The sequence below is a fragment of the Drouetiella sp. genome, assembly GCF_059504425.1.
On sequence record NZ_JCACIN010000093.1, the window covers coordinates 100,692 to 120,101 of the forward strand.

The following is a 19,410-nucleotide window of genomic DNA, read 5'->3' on the forward strand; positions in this document are numbered from 1 at the left end:
ACACAAATTAATCTGGAACTCAGTCCTCAAGCTTGATTTCATGCCGTTTATGCCGGCGGCTGGGGCAACCCGTTTTCTGAGGAAGGAGGGGAGGTTTGTGGCAAAATCAAGGGTTCAAGGGCAGGCAGATCGGTCGGTGAGATGGGCTGTGGAGAGGATACAGATGCGTCTGAGCCACAGGTCGCTAGGGGCTGTTCTTCTACAGTGAGGTTTTTGTAGCCTGCGGTATTTAGCAACTGACCAATGACCAGTTTTGCCCGATTGCTTGCCTGGTTCAAGATACCGCCCGTACAGGCGGATTCCACAATTTTTTCTAAGGTTTTGCGCTGAGCCAAGTCTTGAAGCTCTGGAGCAACATCAGGCCCTAGACCCATAAAACCGCGATCGTAGTCGTATACCTTAGAGCGATTGACATCAATTTTGCTATCTAAAATCTTGGGAGACGGCAAGCGGAGCGTAATGGAGTCGCCGTTGACCTGCACATCGGTGGGTTGCAGCGCCGATAGGTCAACCCCCGCCCGAACTTCACCGTAGGCGATATAGAGCAGCGTCGTCGTGCCCACGACATAGCCGCCCAAGGTACGATCGCGGCTGGTCGGTACAACAGTTTCCATAGTGTATACGGCAGTCGTCAGTTCGCTAGCGTTGCGCACTTGCTGCACCACCATGGAGCGCAGATCAACTTTGGGTTCTGGCTGCGGCTTGTCAAACAGCGTGTAGAGGTCGCTAAAGAAGCTAGTGCCCGATCGCCACACGCCAGCCAGCAGAAATAGGGCAATTAGGGCAACGCTGCCTGTTGTCACCAGAGATAAATTTCTGATGAAACCTTGAAGGTTCCAGTGGGAAGGGCTGCCGTTGTGCCGCTGTGCGCTATTTGGCTGGCGCTGTTGAGATGTAAATTTATTCATGCGATCGCCCGATCTTGCTGGGAAACTGGGTCATCTCTGGATTCTGGGTCATCTCTGAAGTTTTAGCTCATCTCTGGGTTCTAGCTCATCTCCGAGTTCAAGGTTAGCCCAACGCTAACGTTTGGGAAAAAGCATCTCCTCATTCTAGGAGGATATTTATCAAGGGAACCCGGATATGTAGTCATACCAAATGGCTACATATCCGGGTATGAATTTCTTTGAAAGGGGTGTGGAGCAAACTTTTCAAAGAAATTTATATATGGAAATCGGTAGCGCCCCCATTTCAGCCCAGTATTTTAGCCAGTGGGTCGATCTAATGAAACCCTATCGTCCATCTCTGATGCCATGCCTGTAAGATAGCTTTATAGGTTTAGTGCCCCAATGTGCTTTCTCTAATAACTATGCTGCTCAAGTCTACAACTCGCCATATCCGCATCTTTGCGGCAGAGATTAGCGATGATGAACTCGTCCCTAGCGATAACACCTTGACCTTAGATGTCGATCCAGATAATGAATTTCTCTGGAACGACGGAGCGTTACAGCAAGTTCGCCAGAAATTTGATGAGCTGGTGTCAGCCTCCGATGGAGCCGATCTCACAGATTACAATCTTCGCCGAATTGGGTCTGATCTAGAGCATTTCGTGCGATCGCTGCTCCATTCGGGAGCCATTGCCTACAATCTTCAGAGTCGTGTTCGCAACTACAGCATGGGTTTGCCTCGAATTTCGGATGAAGAGGCAGATAATCATTTAGTGATTCAGTGATTCGGCTACACTTTAGCTCTGTCCAATCTAGAATCTGTTCGGTCTGAAACCTGACTGGAGAGAGACTTGATCGACTTGATGGAAGTTTAAGATGTCTGGATAAGGTTGTATCTCTGGCTTGATGCAAAACGCCGCAGCAATGCTTTATTGCGCTAACCCTACCTGTCAGGCTTTGAACCCTGAAGACAGTAAGTTCTGTCAAAAATGTCGAACTCCCCTAGTTCGGCAGTATTTGTGGGGAGATGGCAGTGGCGTGGAGTTACTTCAGTTAGGAGAGCTATTGGGCGATCGCTACCTTTATAAGGGCGATCGCGTCTTTGTAGATACGAAGCCGGGATTACTGTCAGCCAATTCTTCAGAGCTACCCGCCAGCTATTTGCCTTATCTGCGTCTTTCACCCTTACGTCTGCACGTGCCCCAAGTTTATGAGTGGTTTCCCACTTCTGATCTAGATGAAGTGATTGCGCTGTTTGACCACGCGCCCTTTTGGGTTTTACCTGACAAAGGTGAATCTGAGGGCGTGGTGCCTCAGGTGCAGCTGTTCCCGGCAATTCTGTCTGTTTGGGCGGAGGCGAGTCCACTGCGACAGCTCAACTGGCTGTGGCAAATGGCAAATCTGTGGCAACCCCTGAGCAGCGAGCAGGTGGTATCTAGCCTTTTGAATCCGGATCTGCTGCGGGTGGAAGGCGGTATTTTGCGCTTGCTGGAGCTACGACCAGATTCGATCGCCATTTCTTTAACCGCGCTAGGAGAGCTATGGCTGCAATGGTCGGTAACGGCAAGACCTGAAATAGCCGATCGCCTCCAGGAGATGAGTCAGCAGGTCATTCAAGGGCAGATTCACAATGCCGAACTTCTGGTAGAGCTGGTAGATGAGGCGATCGCCCAAGTTGCCCAGGCTCAAAGTCGTAGTGTTCAAATTGCCACCCTAAGCGATCAAGGTCCCACACGGCAGCGCAATGAAGATGCCTGCTCTCCTGAAAGTGGTACGGTGCAGGCGCTCCAGCCAGAAGGTGGGGCTGCAACGGTGATTGTTTGCGATGGCATTGGGGGGCATCAAGGGGGAGATGTGGCTTCTCATTTGGCGATCGCTGCCGTCGAGCAACGTCTGAAGGTCTTGAAGCCAGAAGCCTTGGATGCCGTGACGCTGACGGTGGAGCTAGAAAAAGCTGTGTGTCTGGCGAATGACCAGATTAGCCAGCGCAATGATAGCGAGCAGAGGTACGATCGCCAGCGGATGGGCACGACGTTGGTCATGGGGCTACTGCGCGATCATGAACTCTATGTCACTCACATTGGGGATAGCCGCGTTTACTGGATTACCCGTCAGGGCTGTCATCAGATTACGCTAGACGATGACGTGGCTTCTCGTGAGGTGCGGCTAGGCTACAGCACCTATCGTCAGGCTCTACAGCAGCCTAGCTCAGGTTCGCTTGTGCAGGCTTTAGGCATGGGCGCTTCGAATCAGCTCTATCCGACCGTTCAGCGACTCATTCTCGATGAAGACAGCGTTTTTCTGTTTTGTTCTGATGGGCTGAGCGACAACGATCGCGTCGATGCCTGTTGGGATACCGAAATTTTGCCGCTGCTATTAGGTAAAGCTGATCTAGCCACCGTAGCGCAACGTTTGGTGGAAGTTGCTAACACCCTAAACGGCTATGACAATGCAACTGTAGGCTTGTTGTACTGCCAGGTTGCCGATTCAGCACCCGTGCCTAAGCTGTCTAGTTTATCTATGAGACTACAAAGCTCTGATACTGCAACGGCGATCGCTGTTCCCTTTGCAAAAACTGCAAAGTCGGCTGTAGATCCCACCCAGCCTGATTCGATCGGCTCGACGGTAATTGGTACGCAGCTCTTGAAGCAAAAGTCATCCAGCGTTAATCCACTGCCTCTGTTACTAGGCATTGTTGCATTGGCCAGCCTAGGATTGGGACTTATTGCCGCTCTGCTGCCGCTAGGTCAGCGCGCCCGATCGCCGATCGTTGCCCCTCAGTCGGCTTCACCCATAGCTTTACCAAGCACTCGGCAGAGTGATATTAATGTGCTGCCTACCTTGACGGTTGGCTCACGCATTCAGCTACAGCGTACCAGCCCTGATGGTCAATTGCCCAGGTTGTTTTCTGATCCTCAAGCCCTGCCAGACCCTCAAGCCCTGCCTGATCCTCAAGCCCTGCCTTCTGCCGCGCCGCAGGTTTTAGGGATGGTAGCAATTGGCAGCACATTAGAAGTTTTGAGTACAGGAGGGACGACACCGCAAGATCGATGGGTACAGCTTAGAGTTTGCTCTACCCCAGCTGGCGCGAGTCCGGAGTCGCCTTCAGAATCGCTTCCAGCTACCCCTCAGGTGGCTCCAGAGAGCGCTTCACCTGAGATTCAGGTTAGTCCATCCGCAGCTGTAGAGTCACCTAGTGTTCCAGCGTCCTCTGCAACTTTGCTTCGTCTTGGGCAGGTAGGATGGATTCGAGAGGCAAATATCCTACCGTGGGTTGGGTTGAGTCAAAGTTCTCCGGAGCAAAAGGGTGTTTGTACGAATTCGGTGACATTCAATAGACCTCTTGCAGATTAAAGTTTTGGGATTAGGTTTAGTGGGGGCTGCGCCCCCACTAAACCTAATTTGCAAGAAGTCTAATAGTTTGAGCGAGAGTTTATGGTCTGAGGCGATCGCAGATTAAATGATGAAGCTAGCTCATTTTTAGGGAAGCCATTAGGGCTGACAAAATGTCGTTAAGCTAACAAAATCTATAAAAACTGCGTGAGTTCGTTCTAGATTCGACGATCCCCAATACTATTAGATGATCCCCGCAACTTCTTTTGCGAAAGAAGTCCAAAAAGGAATGAGCAGACGTTTATCTGTCTCTTCAGACCAGATAGACTTGTAGAGGTAGGCTGAATCCTACAAATTGAGCTTACAGGTTGAGCTGTAGGGCTGTGCCGAGGTTGGTGTTTTTTGGTCTTGAAGTCTACTGGTTTACATGACTGCGTCTGATAACCCTTGTCTTAGTTTAGCGATCGCCCGTTTAACGGCTGCTGAGCCGCAACACTATGCAATTTGGGTGTTTCAGGCTCCCTATCCTGGCGGCTACGTCCACCACGATCGCATGTGGACTCAGCCGCTATCCGAACTGTGGCAGCATTGGCAGAGCATATTTTCTCTGCGCGGCTTGCCTATGGTGCCCTATGTCGGCACAACGCCGCCCCCACCTCTGCCTTTAGACTTTAGCCCACCCGACACGACGGGTTCCCCTAACGCCAATCAGCCCACTAGCTATACGGGACGGCTGATGCAAAATTTGGGAGTCAGCCTTTGGCAGTGGCTCTTTGATGGCTCTATTCAAAGTAGCTTTAATCAGAGCCAGGGTATTGCCATGGGTCAGATGCGTCCCTTACGTCTGCGCCTAGAAATCCGAGATCCTGATCTGATTCCGCTGCCTTGGGAGATTATGCAGCCTCAGGCAGGTAAACAAGCAGCTTCTCTTAGCCAGCAAATTTTATTTAGCCGCACCACTAGCGATGTCGATCCTTTACCTGTGCTGCGATCGGAGCAATTTCTCAGAATTTTACTGGTTTTGGGTGTAGATGCCGCAGAGACTCCCGACTCGCGTGCCCAGCTTGACCTAGAACAGGAGGCAATATCTCTTGCCAAAGTTTTGGAGACTGCCGCCACCACTGACCTGCGAAACAATCGCATGACCACACCTGCCCTCTGTCAAGTCAGGACGCTAGTACAGCCCAGTCCGGCTGAGCTGATCAATTGCTTAGAGTCGGGCAATTACAACGTGCTGTTCTATGCCGGACATGGAACTCCGGCTCCTGATGGCGGAATGTTGCTGCTGCATCCTGAAGCCTCCATCAGCGGTACGGAACTCGCGCAGGTTTTGGTGCGCTGTCAGGTGCGCCTGGCGGTATTCAATGCTTGCTGGGGCGCGCAGCCCGATCAGCAAGGGCAGCAGACTATTCCGCGTAGCAGTCTTGCCGAAGTGCTGATCCATCACGGCGTTCCGGCGGTTCTGGGAATGCGAGATTCGGTTGCCGATCAGGAGGCGCTGACTTTTATTCAGGTGTTTGCCCGTGCCCTGGCAGAGCGATCGCCCATTGATGAAGCCGTGGCGATCGCCCGTCAACAGCTTTTGACGCTCTACAAGTTCAATCAGCCAGCATGGACGCTGCCTGTGCTGTATATGCATCCTGAGTTCAACGGCGAACTCATTCGCCCCTTCACCGAGGGTGTGACGGAAATCCCCGATGCCTCGCCAAGCTGGCTAGGGCGACAGACTCCGATGGCATACTTGCGATCGATGGCTTCACCGAACCAGATGTGGTCGGTGCGGGGAGGTATCATGCGGGTCGGGCGAGGTGAGGGCAATGATGTGGTATTGCAGCAGCCGGAAGTCTCCCGTGAACACGCCGAGATTTTTTACCGCGACTCGTCCTGGAAAGAAGATGTGGAGCCAACCTACCTGTTGCGAGATCGATCGCGCTGGGGCACATGGGTTTTGGGCACTGAAGGATGGCATAAAGTTCACCATCAGGAAGTGCCGTTGTCTTCTAAAACTCAGCTCAAGTTTGGCAATCCGCGCAGTCAGGCATTGGAATTTATTATCGAAGGCTAGAGAATACTAGGGAATTAATTGTAAGATGCCTAACTTAGCCCCAAAAGATTTCTGCACAAAATAGCTATAAAAGTCTGATAAAGCTCCGATCGATTACGGAACGATGCAGCAACTGCGTGTAGTAATTCGGGGTAAGCATCCCAGCAGGGTCTAATCTCACAAGTTTGAGGAGTCTACAATGCCTAATGAACCTATCCGTCCGCTGATTTCCGCCTTTCAGTCTCAGGCTGAGCTAGAGCTGCTGCAAATTATTCTGCAAGGCTCTACCTCTTGCTACCCATGCAACCCAGCTGAGCCAGAAGCAGAGGCGTACTTTGCGGCTTTGGAGCAGGAAATGTTTCAGGTAGGTTGGACTGAGGAAGACTTTGCAGCACCTGCTGAGCTGCTTGGCAAGCAATTGAGTAAGCTTTGGACGATCGCCCCGGTGACAGAAACTGCCAGCCGGATCTTGAATACTGAGTTTCTTCAGCGCTTCACGGCTCAAGTGCCGCATCAGGTGCTCAATGGCATTGTGCAACGTGCTCAGCAAGCGATCGCGTCTAATCTATCTTTGGCAGAGCAGCTCGTTCAATCCGTCCAGGACTGCCTGCCCAACTGGGGTGAAGAAGATTTGCAGGTGTTGGCACGTCCTTTCGCTTACGCTATGCGCGGTTCTGAAACTGAAGCTCTGGAAGTCGTGCTGCGATCGGTGCGCTGTGCCGAGTGGAAAGATTTGTCGAGCATTGAGCAAGCCCGCCTGAGTTTGGCCGTTGCCCGATATGCGATCGATCAGGTTGCGATCGATCAGGTTGCGACTGAGCAAGAATAGAGCGCCGCTATTTAGAAAACCGGGTAGCAAAGTTTTGCGATCGATTGGGTGACAAAGCTCTAGCCTTGAGAATTGCCGCCGCCAGAAATGCATAGGACGTAATCCCAATCACGGCGAGAATAAAGAAATTAATCAGACCTGTGGCATTCCAAAGGGCATGGAGCGATGCTGCCGTCAGGTATCCTACCCCCAGCGTTTGCCAACGTTTGCGCGGCTTTAGTATGCTTAAACCGATGAAATAGCCAAAGTAGCCACTGTAGGCCATATGCCCAAAAATGGAGCCGAGAACGCGGGGAATTAAAAGCTGCACTCCCAAAGCTGCGCCTTCTACCGACTGCAACGACACAGAATTAACAATTTCAGGCACATACTGACCCAGGGTTTCTAAAAGCGTAAACCCGACCGCAGAGGCTGTCCCCACCAAAATGCCATCTAGCGGTTCCCAAACGCCGATCTGCTCTCGCAGGGGCGATCGCAGCATCGTTCCCCATAAGTAAACCATAAAGACGGGTAGCGCCTTGAGCAGCTCCTCCATCAAGCCTGCCCCAAAGAACATTCGCGTCAGCAGCAGCAGAAAATTCTCGGAGGCGCTGTCTTTGGAGACTGCTCCCGGCAGAAACTCTCGGAAAATGAACACAAACAGATCCAGCAGGGGGCTAGTTACGATGAGCACTGTGGTGAGAGCTGTGCCGACGAGCAGCCACCAGGGTTTGTGTTTGCCGCACAGAAGATAGACAAAGTAGTAAGCGCCTCCAGCGATATAGATCGCCAGCAGCAGATTAAACATCAGCGGATCGCCAACCGAAATGAACATCATGACCACGAAGGCGACGGTCACAGTTCCCGGAATCAGGTAGGCTTTGCGGGTTAAGTCGCGTCCCGTAGAGACGATCGGGAAGAGCTGACTAAAGGTGACAGCTTCGGAGGGGTCGATCGCCTTATGTTTATGAGTTGCGGCAAACGAGCCGTGCGGTAAATTAATGTCTGGCACAGGCGGTGGCGATGCCTCTAGCTCAAACACAAACTGCACATCTTGAGCCAGGGTGATGCGATCGCCCTGCTGAAGCAACCGACAGCCTTGCAGCCTTTGTCCGTTGATAAACGTCCCGTTAGCGCTGGTTAGGTCACAGACCTGCCAATAGCCCTCTGGAGACAGGCAAACCTTAGCGTGCTGACGGGATACGCCGCCGTGAACCTGAGAATCCAAAATAATTTGACAACGCGGATCGCGCCCGATCACGATCGCCGTTTCGACCTGGAGCGGGTAGGAGGCAAAGACTCCCGCCCCGTTAAGAGAAATTTGCTGAAGGAAGGCTGCTTTAGGGGGTAATCCGGTCATCAGAGATGCCGTAGCGCGAAACTACTGATTGGCTCTCGCGTCTTGAACTGCCGCATAGAAAAAAATTCCAGTTAAAGGCACAGCCAGCGCCAAAATCACGCCTGTCACTAGAGTTCCCCACTGCGGAGTTCCAGAAGACAGCTCAAAGATAGAGCCAACTGCCGCGATCGCAGTTACACAAGAACCAGCCAACAACACACCACTTTTGGGAGTCACTCGTAATCCTACCTTTTACCCACTAGATTGATTGCAAGACCTGTAGATTTTACAAGATAAAAGCCAAAAGCTTGCTCAATTTGCGTTTAGACAGGCTTAACGGCATCCACGGCAAAGCCATGTTTGGCTAGCTCTTGGTTGCGCGCTAGGCTATTGTTGACGCGATCGACAAACATTACCCCATTCAGGTGATCCATCTCGTGCTGAATCACGCGAGCTAACAGGTCTTTTGCCGTCAGCTTTTGGGGTCTGCCCTGCTCGTCTTTATAGGACACGTCGATTTCTTCAGGACGGGTCACATCTAAAAACACATTAGGAATGCTAAGGCAGCCTTCCTGCGCCACGCAGGTTTGCTGGCTGGATCGAGTAATCACAGGATTGATTAAAATCAGCGGTGGATGGGTTGGCTCATCGGGTTCGCAGTCCACCACCAAAAGCTGCTTATGAATCCCGACTTGAGGTGCTGCTAAGCCAATACCATCCTCGCTATACATGGTTTGCAGCATTTGCTTTGCCAGTAGACGAATCTCATCATCCACTTTGGCAATCCGCTTGGCGGGCTGACGCAACACGCGATCGCCCAAATAGTGCATTTCCAAGGGTGGTTTGGCTAACTTTTTCTTCTCAACCAGGATTTGAGCAGTCATGACTCCGCAACTCGATTAAATTCTTCTCTCTCCATCATAGTGAATCATGCTCGGTTTATTGAGGGGAATAGGGAATGGTGAGTGGGAAGGGGATGAGTTTTGTCCACTCTCCCTGTTTATTACGAAAAGATCGTAGAACATAGCAAAAGTAATGATTTATGAGCAAAATATTTTCGATCTGGTAGATGCAGAAGAATTATTAGTTCTGAATCCAATCAGTCGACAGTGAAAATCCTCCACCTCTAGGCAGGCGTTACCTAAACTGCGAGCCTAGCTAGACCGCAAATCCTAGAGTCTTGACAAATTTGTATCTATAAGCACAAACCCACTTCTTGCGTAAGGTGATCTAGCGAACAGACTAGACTCAGTACAGTGCAGGTTGTGGAGTACAGATTTTTAGCTAGCTCAGGCGATCGGTCTTTACTCGAAATTCATCTTAGCCATCCCAATGTCTCTAGAGCAGATCAACCAGAAATCGAGAGACACAGACGATACATCTATCGAACTTCATACAAAATTCACAAAAATCGGAAATCCACAGAGGAATAAAAAGTTTCTGCGAAAGAGCTTCTTGGACATCCCTGCACTCAGAGAAATCCCCCTAGTATTGCCAGTAGAAACACTGAAACTTTGCAGCAATCAGTAAGCAATCAGTAAAGGTGATTCGGCTGGGTTTGCATACGCATCAGTTGGCGACAACTGGAAATGAGTGATGGCATGGTTATTTTTCCCAAGGCACTACCCCAATGAATGGTAATTCGGTTTTATCGGCGGCAATCGATTTTCCTCCCTATCCCCGGCTAGAAGCGCCACATCGCTCCGCGTTCTGTCTAATCAAGCGTACGCTTGACATTGGGGGTGCCCTTTTGGGATTACTGATTTTCGCAATTATCTTCATTCCAGTGGCGATCGCCATCAAGCTAGATAGCCCAGGGTCTATCCTCTACCAGCAGGTGCGTTACGGCTTGCAGGGGCGACCCATGATTATCCGCAAGTTCCGATCGATGGTGCAGAATGCTGATGCACTCAAAAACTCCATCCCCAACGAAGCACAAGGGCTGATTTTTAAGAACAAGCAAGACCCAAGGGTGACGCGAGTGGGTCGCCTGTTGCGCAAGACTAGCTTGGATGAATTCCCCCAGTTTTGGAACGTTTTAGTGGGGGAAATGAGCTTGGTAGGAACCCGCCCGCCGACTCATGATGAAGTGGTACAGTATAGCGATCGCCACTGGAAGCGCCTCAACGTCAAGCCCGGATTAACAGGCGAGTGGCAGGTAAATGGGCGATCGGCAGTGCAAGACTTTGAGGAAATTGTAGATCTCGATCTGCGGTACCAGGTTTTGTGGAGTCCCCTCTACGACTTAGGCATCATCTTAAGGACTGTGGCTGTTTTGCTGACCAAACGTGCAGGTGCCTACTAAAATTTGGCTCCAAGCTTGAAGCCAGCAAGGTTGGAGCTGGCAACCGAATTAAATTTAAGCCTTTTGCTAGTTCTGCTCCTAGAATTACCCGACCTTGGCTTGGCTCAGCATTTTTTTGAGTTCGTCGTTGAGTTCTCGGAATACAGATCGGGGGCTGACCTCATCTAGCATTTCCACTATGCGGTTCATCTGGTCTGAAGTCAGACTGGGGTTGCCTGTCAATGTCTCTAGCTTGACTTTGATGATCTGATTACGGAGGTCATCCATGGAGGCTTGATTAGCTACCATGTCTGCAATGACTTTACTGGACTTGGCAAACTGAATAAAATCTTTGTTCAGCAGGTCGTAGGAGAGTTCACCTTTTTTGTTCGTATAAGCATTCACGATCGCCAGGTATTCTGCACTGTCTACGATGGCGAAATCCTCAGTGAGGGGTTCCTCGACAGCAGGTGCAGTTTCTGCCGGAGGCTCTCCGCTGAGTCGCACTTTCCCCCGACGAGAATAAGGCATCCCCCCAGTTAGCTCTAGGGCTTCCCGAAAGGCTTCCAGAGGATATACATCGAGGCTGGTATTAGAAGCGGGTACAGGCTCCCCAGTTTTGCGGCTGATGCTGGCAAACCCAGACTGTGCGGTGTCGTAGCGTAGAATGACTATCCCTGGGCCATCCATGAGCTTTTGGCGATAGGCGACGGCGGTGAGCGTAGATAATTCAACCAGTTTCGTTCTGATGATCATTGTTCAATACATGACATAGAAATTTGGGCAGACACTGTCTAATCGTTAGGTCATTACTTGAAAATGGATACGCTACAAAAGCGACTTAGTGCAGCGGCTAGGACTCAACAACACCTGGCTATGCACACTTTATCAGATACCATCGTCTGGGTATACTATTCTGCGAATTACTCAGTGCAGAGATAGCGGTATCGAATGACCCATCCTTTCCGGCTTCGGTAGCCCCCTTCAAACCTCCTGACTGCTGGCTGTTTTTTCCCGTCTATACTGAACTTGAATCACCGCTTCAATTGCCTCAAGGGACAACTGCAAGAGAGTTCTCAAGAGGTGATGATTTTTGTGGTGTGGGCAAAGCCCATACCACAAAAATCATCACCTAATACATCACCACCACTGAAAGGAATGTCTGGGGAGCCTGCTAACTCGTGCATTAGGCTGTCGATTTCATGAATCCCCACAGATAGGCTGTTGATAGCCCGCTGAATAAAAGGGATAAAATTCCTAAAATTTCTTAAATTAATTTTCTTTTAGGTGATTGATTTGAGCAGAGTTTGATTACAGTTATACAGAGCAGGTCGAGTACGCTAGATATGCGGCTTTAATGAGGCAGGTTTTGTATGGGTGGTGTAAGAGAGGGTTGTAATGTTTGAACTGATCACTCAAATTCTCGTTCTGGTTGGAATTTATTTCCTGGTACGCTTCGTATTGCTGACCTGGATCGAGCGACGGTATCTAACCTGGCTGGGTGGGTTGGTGCTGGTGCTGCTTATGGTGCTTGCCTTTCTCGACCCAACCAATAAAACCGTTGGCTCACTTTGGGGAGTCATTTCCTTCCCTCTGCGACCTCTGGGTCTAGTGCTGATTCTAATGTCGTCTTCCCTGCGGCTAGGAACAAAAAAAGTGGATGGCTCACAGATCATGGCAGCCCTGCTCATTCTGCTGATATCCAGCTTGCCGCTAACCGCCTATCTGCTGACGGAACGTACCGAGCAGAAGCCAGCCTTAGAGCTTAGCCAGCGTGCTAGCGATCGCAATGTCGAAGCGATCGTAATTCTGGGCGATGGCACAACGCCTAGCAACCCAGCCTATCGTCTGCGATCGCAGTTGAGCAACATTGCCGATGGCTTGAGCGTTACGCTTCAGTCTCGCTTGCTCTATGCAGGACAGCTTTACGCTGAGCAGCGATCGCGGGGCAATACGCCGCTGGTAATTGTCAGCGCTGGCCCACAGCCGATTCTGGCTCAGCCCAATGTCACCTCATCGGACGTGATTACCAATTTTTTGATTCAGAGAGCCGGAGTCGATAGCTCCCAAATCCGAGTCGAAACAGAGGGGATAGATCCTCGGAGTAGCGCGATCGCCGTTCGTCAAATCTTAAGTCCGGGAGCCATCTCCGACAACTGCCGTCTGTACGCCACCTGCGATAACGGTTCGATTCAAGAAATCCAGGGAGATCCGGCAGTGGCTGCCCCTCGGAATACGGTCGAGCTTGTTACCCCGGCGCTAGGACTCCGGCGAACAGTTTCCACCTTCGCTCGGCTCAATATTGCCAGTATTCCTAGACCCACAGACTTTTATGTCTTTCAAAGTCAGGCAGGGCTTCGGCTAGCGGCATTGACCGATCTGATTCCGAGCGCCGAGGCTTTGGTCATTACCAGTCGTGTGGTGGATGAATACCTCGCGACGCTCTACTATTTCCTCCGGCAATGGCTGACTGATCCGCTGGGTGTGTAAGCTAGGGAGTATCCCAACCCCTCTCTTCCTCCAACATGGCTGATGCTCGGCTGCAAAAACTTGGTGAATATATGCGTCCCCACTGGCGGCAAGTCGCTCTGGGGATTTTGTCTTTGTTTGTCGTTAATGCTTTGGGGGTGTATGTTCCCCTATTGATTCGAGATGGGCTGGATGAGTTGCAAACCACCTTCACCATGCAGCGGGTGATTTTCTATGCGGTGCTGATCCTGATCCTGGCTTCGGTCATGTGGGTAGTGCGGATGACTTCTCGGACTCTGCTGTTTGGCGTGGGTCGGCAGGTGGAATTCGATCTGAAGCAGAAGATTTTTAACCATCTGCTAACGCTGGAGCCAAGCTATTTTGCCGTTAACACGCCAGGGGATTTGATTAGTCGCGCCACTAGCGATGTAGACAATATTCGCCGTTTGGTGGGCTTTGCAGTGCTGAGTCTGGCAAACATGATTTTCGCCTATGCGCTGACGCTGCCTGCCATGCTGGGGATCAGCGTTTGGCTAACTCTGGTAGCGCTTGCCATCTACCCCTGCATCCTAATTTTGGTGCAGCTCTTCAGCAACCGTCTGCGCAACCAGCAGCTTCAGGTGCAAGAGGCAAATGCTGACCTGAGCGACTTGATTCAGGAAGACATGAGCGGCATGGCGCTGATCAAAATCTATGCCCAAGAAGAAAACGAACGCCATGCCTTCCATCAGCTCAATCGGCAGATGCTGACCGCCAATCTTCAGCTTGCCAAGACACAGAATACGCTGTTTCCGCTGCTGCGAGGTCTTGCCAGCATTAGCCAGTTGGCGCTGTTGGCGCTGGGCGTGGGGGCGATCGCTGATGGCTCTCTTAGCGTGGGTGGCTTTGTGGCGCTACTGCTATTTGCCCAAAATTTGGTCTTTCCGACAGCGCTCTTGGGGTTCACGATCACGGCATATCAGCGGGGCGAGGTCAGCGTCGATCGCCTAGAATCCATTTTGTCTAACGAGCCGCGAATTAAAGACGTGCAAAACGCGATCGTGCTGCCCCAAGAGCAGGTGAAAGGCTGGATCACCGCTCAGCATTTGACCTACACCTATCCGGGTGCGGCGGATTCTGCACTGAAGGATATCAACTTTGCCATTGAGCCAGGGGAAACGATCGCTGTGGTAGGGTCGATTGGTTCCGGCAAATCCACTCTGGCAAACGCGCTCACTCGCTTGATAGATGTTGCGCCCGGTCAGCTGTTTGTGGATGGCTATGACATCACGCAGATTCGCCTGAAGGATTTGCGGGGGGCGATCGCCTATGTGCCCCAAGAAAGTTTTCTGTTCAGCACGACGATCAAAAATAACGTGCGGTACGGCGATCCCGTGAGCGAACAGCCGCAGATTGAGCAAGCCGCCAAAGCGGCCCAAATTCATGGCGAGATTCTCAATTTTCCTCAGCAATATAAGACGATCGTGGGCGAAAGAGGCATTACTTTATCGGGCGGACAGCGCCAGCGCACGGCGTTGGCAAGGGCGCTCTTGGTCGATGCGCCAATTCTGATTTTGGATGATTCGCTCTCTAGCGTGGATAACCAAACCGCAACCCAAATTTTGCGCAATCTCTCGGAAGGCACTCGCCGCAAAACGGTCTTCTTCATCTCTCACCAGCTCTCTGCGGCGGCTACGGCCGATCGCATTATGGTGATGGATCAGGGCAAAATTGTGCAGATAGGCACTCATGCATCTCTGCTGGCTCAGTCAGGCTTATACCAATCGCTTTGGGAAAAGCATACGTTGGAGCAGTATCAGGCAAGCTAGCCAGATGGCGTTAGGTTAAATTCTCTGCCTTCGCTGCTGTGACCGCCAAGGGCAGCGAGCACTGAATGCGCGTCAGGTTAGGAAGCTGGAGAGGACTCTGAGCGATCGCCTCGCTGCCCGTTGGCTCAGATAATTCGTTGGGTTCAAGAATCTCTAGCGACGGTTCAGGCAGAGCTGTCAAAGGCGTTGCCAAAATTTCTAGCCGTCCTCCTACAGCATCTAGCAGGGTTTGAACTATGAGAAGGCTGAGTCCAGGAGAAGGAATTTTATCGACCTCCTGATGTTCGCTATGGCTTGAGCGGATGCCTTGACCTTTCAGGACTTCCAATAGATCGACCGATTCGCTCCAAAACTCAGGGGGGCGCTGATCTTCTACCCAAATTTGCACCTGCTGATTATCCAGATCTACCTGGCTTTTGAGACGCACGTAGCCCTCCTGCATGAGCAAAATTGGTGCATCCATCAGGCTAACTAGAATCTGCCGCAGCCAGCGCGGATCTGCCCACACATAAAGCTCAGGATCGGGGGGAGTGATTTCTAATCGAATATTGCGATTTTGAGCGAGCAACTGCACAGAATACTCCACTTCTGCAAACACATCTTCTAGCCGCAGTGATTCGGGTTGCAGCAGCTCCAGACCATAGCTCATCTTAGAAAGACCGATGAGACGATCGAGCAATGCCAGCATCTTTTCTGCGGCAGCCTGGGCTTGAGCAATGAACTCTCGTTCTTCTGCCGGGTCTTCGCAGAGATCGGACAAAATAAGCTGATGCAGACTAATGACGCTGTTGATGGGCGATCGCAACTCATGAGAGGAACGCGCTAAAAATCCCGATTTGAACTTTTCCACCTCAGCCGCCTGGTGATAGGCAAACTGCGTTTGCTGAAGCCGTGCCCGAAGTGCCAACTGCTGCTCGGTAGCTGATTGGGAGGGCATGGGTGAATGTGCAGGGGCGATCGGTTGGCTGCTGCGGCCCGCTAACCAACCGCCAACGGCCCCTATTCCCAACCCAGTAGCCAAAATCGCCAGGTTTGTCCAAATCATTACCTACATACCACTCTTTAATTTTCTACTGAAGTCTTAGGTCGTCTGGCAAAATCTGCCTCAAAGCTCGCAGAAAGTCCGTATCCTCACATCCACGACCTATTGCCACTCCCCAAACAATCATAGTCGGAGCAGCATTGCTTAATCGGGGATAGATTTTTGTGGGGCTGTCCCACAAAAATCTATCCCTAAACATCAGCAACATCGTCAGAGCAGCTTGACAAACTAGACCATCGATCGCCTTGATCATGAACAGATCCTCTTTGCCGACTCAATTTGTAATGATCTTCGTCTAACGATCCATAAACGATCCATATCAAGGCAAACATCTATGATGGGCAAGATGGGGCAAGGCATAGCACCAAGTAAGGTGTCGGGCGATCGCTCCACCCTACAGCGGTTAGGTTGGGTAGATTATGCCAAAGGAATAGGAATTTTTTGGGTTGTGGTAGGTCATGTGTTGCGCGGTCTGGTTAGTAGCGATCTTCTAGAATCTTCTGCAAGCCGCTTCATTGATCAGTGGATTTATGCGTTTCATATGCCGCTGTTCTTTTTCTTGTCGGGTTTGTTTCTCGTCCGCTCAGCCGCAAAGCCATTCAAAAGCTTTCTGAGGGACAAGCTAAGCACTATTGCGTATCCCTATGTTCTTTGGTCGCTGTTGCAAGGCTTGCTGCAAATTGTTGCCTCTCGGCATACGAGCCAGGTCGTAAGTTTTGCAGACCTGGGGCGAATTATTTATGAACCGATTCAGCAATTCTGGTTTCTGTATACGCTGTTTGTCATTCTGCTGATTTATGCCGTTATGCACAAATTTCCGCTAGGGCAGCGGCGATCGCTCCTTCCACCCGCCATAGCTTTTGCCGTGTTTTCTATTTTGCTCTATGGTGCTCATTTGGCAAATATCAGCTTTGGTAACTGGGGAGTTTTATATCTAGTTCGTCGGCACGCCATCTATACTGCGCTAGGAGCGATCGTTGGGAGCAGCATCCTCTTTCGACTGGGGGACACAAAGCCGCCAATTTTAATTTTGACTGCGTTGGGCGGATATTTTGGGGTGGCAGGAGCGGTAGCTCTACAGCTCGACAAAAATGGCTGGCTGATTCCAGCGATCGCCCTCCTAGGAAGCGCTGCCTCTGTGGCGATTGCCCTGCTTTTGGAGCAATTGAATATCCTACGCTTCATCAAGCAGTGGGGATTATTTTCTCTAGAAATTTTCGTGGTTCATACGATCGTGATTGCCGTCACTCGAATAGCACTACAAAAGCTAGGTCTTCGTGATCCTCTGCTGCATTTTTTGATAGAAACTCTGGTCGGCATTTATATTCCTATTGCTCTAGCGGTGATGTGTCGGCGCTATAAGTTTCCCTACTTGTTCCGATGGCGCGATCGAGGCGTTGTAGGCTAGAGGGATAGCGATCGAGATCTAGACAGCAGCCTCAAGAACGAGGTAAAAACTGCTACAACAGGGTAGTATTTGAGCCGACCCAGGTTTGAACCGACAGCCTTGGCTCTCGATTTCAACCTATCTCAGCTCTCAGCGCGATCGATGCAGAATTTTCGACGGTTTTTGCGGTGGCTTATCCTCGGCGTGGCGATATTTTCGCTGGCTCTACCTGCTTTTGGGCAAACCTCACCTGCCCTTGGGCAAATAGGTCAGCTCTCGCTGCCATCCCTACAGCCTAGTGCCGCAAAACTGCCGTCTGGCGTGGAGCGAAGTGGGGCGATCGAAACAGCTCCGGTGAACTTTGAAAACAAGATTCTATTTCGGGTAGCGGCTCCCGCAGTGCTGAATCGGGATGCGCCCCAAGGGCAAACTTTGGTTGAGGTGCGTGCTGAACAGATTGAAGCCAATCTGCAGCGCATTATCGCCGAAGATCAAACCTGGGATGCAGGCGATGCGCGGTCTTACACCACGCTGTTTGATCCTGAAAGCCTACAGGTGCAGGTGGCAACCTTAAACAGTCAGACGATTTTGCTGGCAACTGATGCCTATCGATCGCAACCCCAAGCTCTGCTCACCCTTACCGATGCGGATGCCCAATATTATCGCCTCAGCATTTCTGACTTGGCACAGCGCTGGCGATCGCAGCTTGAAACTGAGCTAACTCAGGCCTTGAGGCGACGTCTGCCTTCTGCGCTGGTGCGTCAGGGCAACCGCGCCTTTCAAATTGGGGCAAGTGTCGTGGGGATTAGCCTACTGCTGTTGCTGTTGCAAAATTTGCTGAAGCTGCGCAACAAAACGCTCCGAGAACGGCAGAAAAACAGGCAGACCGATTGGATGACAACGGCGATCGCTGATTCCAAAACCTCAAATACTGAAGCCTCAAATACTGAAACCTCACGTCTGCATTTTTTTGTGACGTTGCACCAGCAGTTCACTTTAGAGCGGCGGCTGGGATTGATTTCGTTTATTACCTGGCTGCTGTTTTGGGCGCAGGTTTCTATTTGGCTGGGCGGACTGGTGTGGATTCTCTATCTCTTTCCAGATACCGATACTTTTGCTCAGGCGATTTGGTCGAAACCGATCGCGCTGGTGATTATCTGGTTTGGCATGGGGTTGGCGAACCGCCTAGGAGATTTGTTGATCACGCGTTTCTCGCAAGCCTGGGAGAACAGCGAGTTCTTTTTGTTTGAGGACAATCGGCGGCGAGATCTGCGGATTTCGACGATCGTTCGCTCGGTTAAAGGGCTAAAAACTTTTCTGGTTTATGCCGTGGGTGTGGGTTGGGGACTCAGCGTGTTGGGCGTTCCCACCAGCTCTGTGCTGACCTTTGGGGCGGTGGCAGCATTGGCGATTTCCCTGGCAGCGCAGGGTTTGATCAAAGATCTGGTGAACGGCTTCCTGATTCTTTGCGAAGATCAGTACGCGATCGGCGACTGGATTGCGGTCGGTAATGTAGATGGGTTGGTAGAGAACATGAACCTGCGCATCACCCAAATTCGCACCACTGAGGGACGGCTAATTACCATTCCTAACAGCCTGATTTCGCAAGTGGAAAACCTGACGCGATCGTGGTCACGGGTCGATTTTAGGGTCAGCGTTGCCTATCAAACTGACGTGAAGCTGGCGCTGTCGGTCGTGCGGCAGGTGGCTCAGCAGCTCTACGAAGACCCGGAGTGGAGTCCGCTGTTGCTGGAGTTGCCCAGGGTGTTGGGCATCGAGACGCTGTCGCACGAAGGGATGACGATTCGGGTCTGGATTGACACAAAGCCCTTGCAGCAGTGGATTGTGGCGCGGGAGTTTCGGCTGCGGCTGCGGCTAGCGTTTGAGGAACATGATATTGAGATTGGCGCACCGCAGCAGGTGTTGTGGCGGGGTAAAGACCATGCGGCAGAGGAGGGGTTTAGCGGTTTTGGAGAGGGGAAGATGGGGTGATGGGGCGTGGGGCGTGG

General features: G+C 51.3%; 16 protein-coding genes. 9 read left to right on the forward strand and 7 right to left on the reverse strand.

What is annotated here, in order from left to right; genetic code table 11:
• Nucleotides 1–47 precede the first annotated feature (47 nt).
• Entirely contained in the window at nt 48–908 is an 861-nt protein-coding gene (locus AC5JMP_RS22085; RefSeq protein WP_495853652.1) for a DUF4230 domain-containing protein, read from the reverse strand.
• 401 nt (nt 909–1,309) lie between these two features.
• Between AC5JMP_RS22085 and AC5JMP_RS22090 the strand changes: the two genes are divergently transcribed.
• The 4 genes from AC5JMP_RS22090 (at nt 1,310) to AC5JMP_RS22105 (ending at nt 7,093) form a co-directional block, all read left to right on the forward strand.
• Complete coding sequence (locus tag AC5JMP_RS22090) at nt 1,310–1,672, forward strand: NAD(P)H-quinone oxidoreductase subunit M (RefSeq protein ID WP_495853653.1); 363 nt, start codon at nt 1,310–1,312, stop codon at nt 1,670–1,672.
• A gap of 121 nt (nt 1,673–1,793) precedes the next feature.
• On the forward strand, nt 1,794–4,241 hold the full coding sequence (locus AC5JMP_RS22095) for a protein phosphatase 2C domain-containing protein (RefSeq protein WP_495853654.1): 2,448 nt from the start codon (nt 1,794–1,796) through the stop codon (nt 4,239–4,241).
• A 406-nt stretch (nt 4,242–4,647) separates the two neighbouring features.
• Nucleotides 4,648–6,285 carry a CHAT domain-containing protein gene (locus AC5JMP_RS22100; protein WP_495853655.1) on the forward strand — a complete coding sequence of 546 codons (1,638 nt, stop codon included), beginning with the start codon at nt 4,648–4,650 and terminating at the stop codon, nt 6,283–6,285.
• Between the two features lie 178 nt (nt 6,286–6,463).
• Nucleotides 6,464–7,093 (forward strand): hypothetical protein, encoded by a 630-nt coding sequence (locus tag AC5JMP_RS22105; protein WP_495853656.1) that lies wholly within the window; start codon nt 6,464–6,466, stop codon nt 7,091–7,093.
• Nucleotides 7,094–7,100: 7 nt separating this feature from the next.
• Here AC5JMP_RS22105 and AC5JMP_RS22110 read toward each other — a convergent pair whose 3' ends face one another.
• The 3 genes from AC5JMP_RS22110 to def form a co-directional block, all read right to left on the reverse strand.
• Nucleotides 7,101–8,432: a PrsW family glutamic-type intramembrane protease gene (locus AC5JMP_RS22110; protein ID WP_495853657.1), complete on the reverse strand. Its 1,332-nt coding sequence runs from the start codon at nt 8,430–8,432 to the stop codon at nt 7,101–7,103.
• A gap of 21 nt (nt 8,433–8,453) precedes the next feature.
• Entirely contained in the window at nt 8,454–8,648 is a 195-nt protein-coding gene (locus AC5JMP_RS22115) for a hypothetical protein (protein ID WP_495853658.1), read from the reverse strand.
• An 86-nt stretch (nt 8,649–8,734) separates the two neighbouring features.
• Nucleotides 8,735–9,295: a peptide deformylase gene (gene def, locus AC5JMP_RS22120; RefSeq protein WP_495853659.1), complete on the reverse strand. Its 561-nt coding sequence runs from the start codon at nt 9,293–9,295 to the stop codon at nt 8,735–8,737.
• A gap of 746 nt (nt 9,296–10,041) precedes the next feature.
• On the opposite strand from def, the gene AC5JMP_RS22125 reads away from it, so the two are divergent.
• Nucleotides 10,042–10,716, forward strand: a complete 675-nt coding sequence (locus AC5JMP_RS22125; RefSeq protein WP_495853660.1) for a sugar transferase — start codon at nt 10,042–10,044, stop codon at nt 10,714–10,716.
• Nucleotides 10,717–10,800: 84 nt separating this feature from the next.
• Here the strand turns inward: AC5JMP_RS22125 and AC5JMP_RS22130 are convergent, their stop codons facing one another.
• Nucleotides 10,801–11,451: a hypothetical protein gene (locus AC5JMP_RS22130; protein WP_495853661.1), complete on the reverse strand. Its 651-nt coding sequence runs from the start codon at nt 11,449–11,451 to the stop codon at nt 10,801–10,803.
• 642 nt (nt 11,452–12,093) lie between these two features.
• Here AC5JMP_RS22130 and AC5JMP_RS22135 point away from each other — a divergent pair.
• Both AC5JMP_RS22135 and AC5JMP_RS22140 read left to right on the forward strand, forming a co-directional pair.
• The gene (locus tag AC5JMP_RS22135; RefSeq protein WP_495853662.1) at nt 12,094–13,185 is read left to right on the forward strand and encodes a YdcF family protein; all 1,092 of its coding nucleotides are present in this window, start codon (nt 12,094–12,096) and stop codon (nt 13,183–13,185) included.
• 35 nt (nt 13,186–13,220) lie between these two features.
• A complete protein-coding gene (locus tag AC5JMP_RS22140; RefSeq protein WP_495853663.1) occupies nt 13,221–14,972 on the forward strand; it encodes an ABC transporter ATP-binding protein in 1,752 nt (583 codons plus the stop codon).
• A 10-nt stretch (nt 14,973–14,982) separates the two neighbouring features.
• Here the strand turns inward: AC5JMP_RS22140 and AC5JMP_RS22145 are convergent, their stop codons facing one another.
• Nucleotides 14,983–15,909 (reverse strand): sensor histidine kinase, encoded by a 927-nt coding sequence (locus tag AC5JMP_RS22145; RefSeq protein WP_495853664.1) that lies wholly within the window; start codon nt 15,907–15,909, stop codon nt 14,983–14,985.
• A 133-nt stretch (nt 15,910–16,042) separates the two neighbouring features.
• Entirely contained in the window at nt 16,043–16,267 is a 225-nt protein-coding gene (locus AC5JMP_RS22150; RefSeq protein ID WP_495853665.1) for a hypothetical protein, read from the reverse strand.
• An 81-nt stretch (nt 16,268–16,348) separates the two neighbouring features.
• Here AC5JMP_RS22150 and AC5JMP_RS22155 point away from each other — a divergent pair, with 81 nt between their 5' ends.
• Nucleotides 16,349–17,422 carry an acyltransferase family protein gene (locus AC5JMP_RS22155; protein ID WP_495853666.1) on the forward strand — a complete coding sequence of 358 codons (1,074 nt, stop codon included), beginning with the start codon at nt 16,349–16,351 and terminating at the stop codon, nt 17,420–17,422.
• Nucleotides 17,423–17,491: 69 nt separating this feature from the next.
• Complete coding sequence (locus AC5JMP_RS22160; RefSeq protein ID WP_495853667.1) at nt 17,492–19,393, forward strand: mechanosensitive ion channel family protein; 1,902 nt, start codon at nt 17,492–17,494, stop codon at nt 19,391–19,393.
• Nucleotides 19,394–19,410 lie beyond the last annotated feature (17 nt).